Source organism: Levilactobacillus acidifarinae DSM 19394 = JCM 15949 (genome assembly GCF_001434835.1).
Lineage (GTDB): Bacteria > Bacillota > Bacilli > Lactobacillales > Lactobacillaceae > Levilactobacillus > Levilactobacillus acidifarinae.
In genome coordinates this window covers 92,679-101,160 of record NZ_AZDV01000001.1, presented here as the reverse complement: position 1 = coordinate 101,160, position 8,482 = coordinate 92,679, and the positions used below count along the sequence as shown (strand labels likewise).

Genomic DNA, 8,482 nt, shown 5'->3' with positions numbered 1-8,482 from the left:
AATATTGTTTGGGTTTGAACCTAAGTTCAAACCGCCCTACACATATTTGGTTTGTCAAAACAATGTTCAGTTTTCAAAGGTCTACCAAGTTGTCATAAGAAGTAATTGCTTCGTGACAACTTTTAAAGTATATCATGTCGATAATACCGTGTCAACAACTTTTTAAACATTATTTTGAATAAATATTAAATGTTTTTGGAAGAAGTTGAATAAATATTCTCAACAACGGTTACTATCATAACAATTATCAATCCGACCGTCAAGCCCTTTTTTAAATTGTTAAACCGTAACCGGTTGCCGTTGCCATCGCGTTTGTTTCCGTAAATGACAACAGAAATTAGTTTACCAATATCTCCGGACTTGGTCAAGCGAAAAATGAATATTTACTGAAATTAATTTCAGCTAATTCCCTTTAACCACACAAAAGCCCGTTATCACAAGGATAACGGGCTTCTACTCATTACTATTTCAATTCTGGTGCATCCGTCTTATAGTCCGTGACGGTGCTCTTACCATCGTGCTTAGCTAGGACGCTCGTCTTTTCTTCCTTCTGCGCCTCGGCCAGCTTCTCCATGGCTGGTTTGTACTTATAGGTAAAGCTACTCTTATTAACCTTTGTAAAGCCTTTAGGCGTGTAGAACCGCAATAAGTCCCCGTAGATTACCCGATCAGACAACGAGAGTTCCGTCGTGACGTGGTTCTGCAACTGATCAACCTGTTTCTTTTGCGCGTTGGTCAACGTCAGAGGCTTCCCCGTCTTAGTATCGTACACGGTTCCCCCAATCTTAGAGTAGGTTGGTGAGACAAAGTTCCCGTTTCTAAACGCTACGGTCTGGTTTCGATTCTTGGCCAGCAGATCTTGGCCAAACTGAACCGTATTGGTATTCTTCACCCCTAAAAGATCTAGTAAGGTCGGCAAGACATCAATTTCTCCACCATACGTGTGGTTGATGCCCCCCTTGAGTCCCGTTGCGTGAATCATCAATGGGACCTTCTGGAACTGTGCCAAATCAAAACTCGTCACCTTACTCTTACCCAGAAGTTGGGCAATGGCCGGCCGGTGGTTGTTGGAAATTCCATAGTGGTCCCCATAGGCCAAGATGACACTGTTCTTATAGAGTCCCGCCTTTTTGAGGTAGTTGATGAATTCCGCAAACGCCTGATCCAAGTAATGGGCCGTCTGCACGTACGGATCGACCGTCTTGTCCCCCGTCTTCGTGGCCGGGAAGTCAACGTTCTTCTTATCTAACTCGTACGGGTAATGGTTGGTTAAGGTGATCAGCTTGGCGTAGAACGGTTGCGGTAACTGTTCGAGGTACTTCGCCGAATCCCGCAAGAAAATCTTATCCTTCAACCCATAACCGACACTATAATCGGCCTTTTGCGTGTAGTAACTCGAACTAAAGAAGTACTGATACCCCCACGACTTGTAGGTGTTATCCCGGTTCCAGAAACTCGGCACATCCCCATGAAAGGCCGCCGTCGTGTACCCGGCTTCCTGACTCAAAATCGCTGGTGCCGCTTGGAACGTGTTCTGAGTTCCGTAAGTGGTCATTGCGGACCCCTGAGGCAACCCAAAGAGAGAATTTTCCAGCATCATTTCGGCATCAGACGTTTTCCCTTGAGCCACCTGATTATAGAAATTATCAAACGACAACGTATTTTGACTATGGTAGAACTTGTTTAACGTCGGGGTAACTTCCTTACCATTCACTTTATAATCTAATAGGAATTGCTGGAAACTTTCCAAGTGGATGATAAAGACGTTTTTCCCCTTTTCCTTTCCATAGTAGGAAACGTTCGGACTGACCCGATTTTGTTTCAGGTATTTCAGGACACTCTTCATATCACTGGCGTTCGCACTGGCCCGGGTGGCGCTTTCCTTTTGCGTCTGGTAGGCGTTAAAGGCCGCGTATTCGTTTAATCCCAAGTACTTCACGATGTAGTTGTTATCAAACGTCCGCGTCAGTAAACCAGATCGGTCCGCGTTGGCCATGCCGAACTCCGCAAACATCAGGCCAAACGACAAGACCGACATGGCCAAGGCGTACCGCCGCTTAAACGGTCGCGGATCGATCCGAATCACGTGCGTTAACAGCAGCACGACCAAGAGAATGATATCGAGGTACACAAAAAAATCATACAGGTGGGTAATCTGCGCTAAGCTCTTACCCAGGTTGTTTTGAACGTCGCTGGAACCTTTCATGATCCCAAACGACAGAAAATCCGAGAATTCCCGGTAATAGACGACGTTGGCGAAAATCCAGGTTGACTCTAAGAGGTCAATGATCAACATCAACCAGTACGCCAACCGCCCCCGAAAGTACAACGCGATCCCAAAAACGAGTAACGCCGCGGGGAGTGGGTTAATCAGCAATAGAAACTGCTGGACGTTGCCCTTCGCCCCTAGCGTAAATTCGGTTTGGTAGGCCACGTACGTCTTAATCCAAAATAAAACGACGATCAAGAGGAAGAACCCCATACGGGTATTCACCCAGTTCATCCTTCGCTTAACAAAGTTTGCCATGAGACTGCCTCCACAAAATAATTAACATTACTCCAGTATAGCTGATAGCGCTGGGTAATCAATTCCAACGGGCAACCTTTGGAAAAATTCAACTTTTCGGCCTATAAAAAAAACAAAACTATGGCACCCATAGTTTTGTTAGTTATCCGTCAATAAATCAAATAATTCGATAGCCACTAAATCAATGTTATCAAACTCGAAGGTCGTTTCCGGATTGTGTTCGGTTAACGTATAAGTCTTATTGGCCGCGTTGTAAACCACTGTGGCTTGTTCAACGCCTTCCTTTTCGAATCGACGGGGTTGTGGCTCGTCGGTGGCATCTTCTTGCATCGCCTTTAAGCGATTGATGATGCCAATCAGTTGAGATTCTTCCATGATTGGTCCCCTTTCTGAGCTTCACTATGATTTTACCAAACTTAAGGGCAGATGACACGTTTTAATCCAAAAAACTCACAGATTTGTGGGCTTACTTTCCTCAACGACCTTATCTGGTTTCACCACCATGGCCACTAGTCCGGTCAACATTCCGAAGTAGTAGGTCAACAAGCGCCAGAGGATCATGGCCAAGACCAGTTTACTATTCGACGCGATATAGCTCTTAAAAATCATCTCAAAACTATACTCCGCCCCGCCAGAGCCCCCAGGAATCGGGAACAGCGAGATCACCATGACAATCAGCACGTGCATGCTGGTGACCATGACGATGTTTGCCGTGGTGTAGCCTAAAGCCAACATAATGAAGTACGGGATCAGGTAATAGAATAGGAGTTGAAAAAATGTGATCACGAAGACCCGGAGCATGAGTTTTCCCTTACCACTGATCCGAACACTCTCGGCGTAAAACGAATCAATCTTGTCGTCAATATTCGCCGCCATCCGGTCGTAACGGTCCTGTTTCATGAACCAGTGCATCGGGTATAGGACCACCGCTACGGCTCGCTTGGTAAAGGCGTGCCAGAACATCACCATCAGTAAGCCAATAATCACGGCCAAGTGAATGGTAAAGCCGAACACCACCAGCCAGGCCAGGGCGTGGAGCTTATCCTGAATGTAGTTAAATCCAATGACCAGGGCAATCAAGAAATTCACCACGATCATCGACTGGAAGACCACGAACTTCATCAATAGAATCGAGCTGGCCTTCCCCGCGTCGACCCCCGTTTGCATCAACGCAATCAGTTGGGCCGGTTGGCCACCGGACGAGAACGGCGTAATCCCGTTAAACAGTTGTTCCACCGCCGGGATCCGTAGCGCGTCTTTAAACGAGAAACCCGAAATTCGATCGGAAATAAAGACCTTGACGATTACCGCTTCAAGCCCCAGGTACAATAACATACAGATTACGGCCACGCCGAACCACCAAAAATTAATATGCACAAAATCGTTGATCAACACGGAAAATTTGATGTCGCGCAACGAGTACGCAAAAATCGCAATTCCGAGGAGGAGCATCAACGTGAGGACCCATTTATTTCGTCGTGTCATCGCGTTACCCCTCTTTTGCCTGTTGTTGATAGAACTCCCGCCAAATCTGAGTGAGATGATCTTCCGAATAATGGTCGGCCGCTGCCAAGCTACGTTGGTGCCAGTGTTCCAGGGCCGCCGCATCGTGTGGCAAAGTGGTCAACAACTGATCCATCTCGGCGTAGTCCTGCGCGGGTTGATAATCGCCGGCAATAATGGCCTGATACAGGTCGAGGTCCCGTAACAACACCGGAGTGCCCGTACTAAAAGCTTCCAGCACCGACATGGGAAAAAGTTCGTTAAAAGAAGGCAAAAGGAATAAATCAGCCAGGTTGTAATAATCCACCAGTTTATCCCGATCGACGATGCCGGGGAAACTCAGGTTGGCTGGTGGATTATCCACTACTTTCTTGAGTTCCGCGTAGCCGTCGGTAATCCGACCAAACGAAAAACCGCCCGCCCAGATGAACTGAATCTCCGGGTGGTGTTCGGCTAACTTGATAAAGTCAAACAAGCCCTTGCGCTCCTGAATCTGGCCGATCCCCAACACCGTAAATTTAGTGGTGGCATAGCCGTACTGCTGCCGTAACGACCGTTTTTGGGTCGCAGCGACCGGGTAAAATTCCTGCCGACTTACAAAATTGGGAATATAGGTGATACGGTTTTCCGGAATCCCGTAAGCCACTAGTTTCGGAATAAACGTGGGGTTCACCACCACGATATGGTCCATGCGGCGGTAGAAGGCAATCACGTATTTATAAAAAATCCCCCGAAACGGTTGGGGAATCTTCAAGCTTCCCTCCAACGTTTCCGGCAAAAAATGGACGTAGCCAATCTTACGACCCCGTCCGGGCAAAAACGTCGACAAATAATAGGAAAAGTTAATCGTATGGTAGTGCGTCAAATCGACCCGACCATACCGGTTGACCGTCACCGTAAATTCTTGCGATAACCGGGTCTTCAGCAGGTTCATGAGCTCGTTATACGCGCTTCCGACCCCCTGACCCTTCACGGAATCTGCGGCGGAAAACATGTTGATTTTTAACATTCAAGTACTCCTCTAATTGCTGAAATCCGGGGTGTCTTCGTGGGCCTGCTCGTAACTGACCTGAGCATCACGGTAAAAATTAATGATTCGTTGGCCGAAGGTATCCGCAGAAATTTCCGCTAACTTTCGCGCTAACAGGTCCGGATCTTGTTCCTCATCCCCGTGCAACAGGTAATCGATCACGTTTTTGACCATGTCGGCCGGGTTCTTAAACGTTACCCCGAGGGCCCGACTCGATAACAGCTCATCGGTGTACGGGCTGGTCATGACCACGATTTTGGTACCCGCCGCCATGGCCTCGATGTAGGTCAATCCTTGCGATTCGGAATCCGACGACGACAGAAAGACGTTAGCCATATGGTAGTAGCGAAAAACGTCATCGTTATTGACCTCACCGGTAAACGACACGTGGTCTTCCAGCTGGGCGTCTTTGACCTGTTGTTCCAGATCTTCACGAGCCGGCCCATCCCCCACGATCAGGAGTTGGGCGTTGGGCACCTGCGCCAAGATTTGGGGCATGGCCGCAATACTAGCTGTGATGTTTTTCTCGTACGCCAACCGGCTCAACGACAAGATAACCGGCGTCTCGGGCGTAAAGCCCAACTTGCGCCGTAAGTCCGCGGTATCCGGTTGTTCGTACTGGTGCAGGTTAACTCCCGTGGGAATCACCCGAATCGGCGCCTTGACCCCGTAATCACTCAACGTGGTCAGCACCCGGTCACTGGGCGCCACAACACCGGTTAAATGGTAACAAAACGCCAACGTCCCCTGTTTAACGTGCACCGGCTTTAGAATCTTACCGTTGGCCACGTAGTGTAGATAATCCTCATACATCGTATGGTACGTGTGCAGACACGGAATTTCGAGGTTCCGGGCGACAAACTTACCGATCCACCCCATCGAAAATTCAGTCTGGGTGTGCACGATGTCAAGATTTAATTCCTTTGCAATTTGGTAGGCTTGAAACAGTCCCCGCACGGCAATCCGTCGGTCCGTAAACGACACGAAGGGAATGCTCGAAAAACGAAAGACGTTTCGTTCATAGACATTCCGCTCCACGTGTGGATCGGTGGTCGTAAAGATATACACCTGATGCCCCTGCTTTTCCAACTGATCGCGCAACGTTTTGATGGACGTTGCGACCCCACTGACTTGAGGGAAATAGGTATCCGTAAATATGCCGATGTTCATTGCCAATCCCCCTTGTATCTGGCTGTGTTTAAAGTTTTTGGCGCCATGTGTTGTACAATCATCACAATTATATGGGTTTGCCTAGATGATTGCAAACCACAACCAACGCCCAGCCCAAATAAAAGGGCGTTTCCCCGGATTTCTCCGAACAAACGCCCTTCTGAACTGCTTATCTAAATTTTAGGTTAAAATTCCCGGCACCGCCGCCTGGACCATCGTGATGACCTCCTGGCTGGTGCTGGCCTGATTCAACGTGGTCTCCACCAGGGCTTGCAGGTCGTGGGCACTGAGTTGGCCAATTAAGCGTCGAGTCTTTAAAATTGACCCCGCTCCCATCGAAAATTCATCGAGACCCATGCCCAATAACAGGGGCACGGCGATTGGGTCACCAGCCATCTCACCACACATGGCCACCGGAATTCCCGCCCCGTGGGCCGCCGCAATCACCCGGTTAACCAGCCGTAAAATGGCGGGATGGTAAGGTTGATAGAGGTAGGCCACGTCTTGGTTGGTTCGGTCGGCCGCCATGGTGTACCCAATCAGGTCGTTGGTCCCGATACTCATGAAATCAACTTCCTGGGCAAACCGGTCGGCTAACAGGGCCGCCGCGGGCACCTCGACCATCATCCCGATTTTGATACTGCCCATGGGAACCTGGGCCACGGTCAGCTTCGACCGTTCATCGTCGTAGATGGCCTTGGCCTGCCGAAATTCGTCTAACGTGGCAATCATCGGAAACATGATGCGCAGGTTGCCGAAGGCTGACGCCCGCAACAACGCGCGTAACTGGCTCCGGAAGATCTGCTGGTGCGTCAAACTTTGCCGGATGGCCCGGGCCCCCATGAAGGGGTTCGTCTCCGGTTTTTGTTTTAAGTACGGCAAGGGTTTATCCCCCCCGATGTCCAACGTCCGGATGACGACCGGCCGAGGCGCCATGGCCGTTAGGACCCGTTTGTAGGTCGCAAACTGGTCGTCTTCACTGGGAAGCTGGTCCGCATCCATATAGAGGAACTCCGTACGCATCAAGCCGATGGCTTCGGCGCCGTTCTGCAGAACGCTGGGTAAGTCGTTAGCCGTGCCAATGTTGGCGGCCAGCGTCACCCCGACACCGTCGCGACTGACCGTCCCGTGATGCCGTAACCTACTTAACCGTTTCAGGTTAGCCGCCCGTTCGTGCATCGCGGCCTGGGCCGACGCCAACTCGTCATCGTCAGGATCAACCATGACCTGACCGCGCGTGCCGTTTAAGATCACCATTTCCCCGTTCGTTAACTGGTCCGTGGCGTGTTGGGTTCCCACCACGGCGGGGATGGCCATCGACCGCGCCAGAATCGACGAGTGCGACGTCCGACCACCCAAGTCGGTCACAAAGCCCAAGATGTAGCGCGGATTGACCGAAACCGTATCGCTAGGAATCAAGTCGTGGGTCACCACGATCACGGGATGGTTAACTAACGCCAAGTCTGGTAGGGCCACCTGCAACAGGTGGGCCGTGACGCGCTTAGTGACGTCATGGAGGTCCGTGATACGTTCCTGCATGTACGGGTTGTCCGTGAGGTCTTGAAACGAGGCCTCATAGGTTTGCGCCACGGCGGCCAAGGCCGCTTCGGCGTTGATCTTGCGTTGGCGAATCTGAGTTTCGACCGCCGTGATCAATTCCGGGTCCTGGAGCATGGCAATGTGCGCACTAAAAACCTGGGCACTATCAGTACCCAGGTTTTTAGTCGCACGAGTTTTAATTGTCTCAACATCGGAGACGGCTGCTTCAAGGGCCTGATGGAATCGATTTAATTCGTAATCAAGATTAGTGATTGCGCGCTGTTGAACGGTTAAGTTCGGTTCGACCAAGCGATAGACCTGGCCGCACACAATTCCGTCGCTCGCGGCAATTCCCTTGAGCATCGCTCTCATTAGTCAGACAAGCCCTCTTTTTTCAACGTTTCAGCAACGGCAGTCATGGCATCGGCTTCGTCGTCCCCGTCCGTCGTAATGGTGATTTCGGCGTTTTGGCCGACACCTAAGGACATAACCCCCATGATGGACTTTAAGTTAACGGACTTGTCTTGGTATTGTAAGCTAACTTCAGAGTTGAACTTACTTGCTGCTTGTACCAATAAAGTTGCGGGACGGGCGTGAATCCCCGTTTCTGCTGTAATATGAAATTCGCGTTTTTCCATAATTGATCGATCTCCTTTAAGCTTAGGTTGATAATTTAGCGAACGTGGCGTCTTTTGATCTTGCGCATTGATCAA

General features: G+C 49.9%; 7 protein-coding genes. All 7 read right to left on the bottom strand.

Annotated features, from left to right (window positions below):
• Positions 1-463: 463 nt before the first annotated feature.
• Positions 464-2,527 (bottom strand): LTA synthase family protein, encoded by a 2,064-nt coding sequence (locus FD25_RS00440; protein ID WP_057800624.1) that lies wholly within the window; start codon positions 2,525-2,527, stop codon positions 464-466.
• 138 nt (positions 2,528-2,665) lie between these two features.
• Positions 2,666-2,902 (bottom strand): YkuJ family protein, encoded by a 237-nt coding sequence (locus FD25_RS00435; RefSeq protein ID WP_057731789.1) that lies wholly within the window; start codon positions 2,900-2,902, stop codon positions 2,666-2,668.
• Positions 2,903-2,977: 75 nt separating this feature from the next.
• Positions 2,978-4,012 carry a lysylphosphatidylglycerol synthase transmembrane domain-containing protein gene (locus FD25_RS00430; protein ID WP_057800623.1) on the bottom strand — a complete coding sequence of 345 codons (1,035 nt, stop codon included), beginning with the start codon at positions 4,010-4,012 and terminating at the stop codon, positions 2,978-2,980.
• Between the two features lie 4 nt (positions 4,013-4,016).
• Positions 4,017-5,039, bottom strand: a complete 1,023-nt coding sequence (locus tag FD25_RS00425; protein WP_057800622.1) for a glycosyltransferase family 4 protein — start codon at positions 5,037-5,039, stop codon at positions 4,017-4,019.
• Positions 5,040-5,051: 12 nt separating this feature from the next.
• A complete protein-coding gene (locus FD25_RS00420; RefSeq protein ID WP_057800621.1) occupies positions 5,052-6,230 on the bottom strand; it encodes a glycosyltransferase family 4 protein in 1,179 nt (392 codons plus the stop codon).
• Positions 6,231-6,410: 180 nt separating this feature from the next.
• A complete protein-coding gene (gene ptsP / locus FD25_RS00415; protein ID WP_057800620.1) occupies positions 6,411-8,141 on the bottom strand; it encodes a phosphoenolpyruvate--protein phosphotransferase in 1,731 nt (576 codons plus the stop codon).
• Positions 8,141-8,407, bottom strand: coding sequence for a phosphocarrier protein HPr (locus FD25_RS00410; RefSeq protein ID WP_057731799.1), 267 nt, complete (start codon positions 8,405-8,407; stop codon positions 8,141-8,143). The genes ptsP and FD25_RS00410 overlap by 1 nt, the downstream gene beginning before the upstream one ends.
• Between the last annotated feature and the right edge of the window lie 75 nt (positions 8,408-8,482).

Bases quoted from the DNA above. Each gene is read 5' to 3' on its own strand.
- FD25_RS00440 (WP_057800624.1), bottom strand. From the start codon at position 2,527: ATGGCAAACTTTGTTAAGCGAAGGATGAACTGGGTGAATACCCGTATG.
- FD25_RS00435 (WP_057731789.1), bottom strand. From the start codon at position 2,902: ATGGAAGAATCTCAACTGATTGGCATCATCAATCGCTTAAAGGCGATG.
- FD25_RS00430 (WP_057800623.1), bottom strand. From the start codon at position 4,012: ATGACACGACGAAATAAATGGGTCCTCACGTTGATGCTCCTCCTCGGA.
- FD25_RS00425 (WP_057800622.1), bottom strand. From the start codon at position 5,039: ATGTTAAAAATCAACATGTTTTCCGCCGCAGATTCCGTGAAGGGTCAG.
- FD25_RS00420 (WP_057800621.1), bottom strand. From the start codon at position 6,230: ATGAACATCGGCATATTTACGGATACCTATTTCCCTCAAGTCAGTGGG.
- ptsP (WP_057800620.1), bottom strand. From the start codon at position 8,141: ATGAGAGCGATGCTCAAGGGAATTGCCGCGAGCGACGGAATTGTGTGC.
- FD25_RS00410 (WP_057731799.1), bottom strand. From the start codon at position 8,407: ATGGAAAAACGCGAATTTCATATTACAGCAGAAACGGGGATTCACGCC.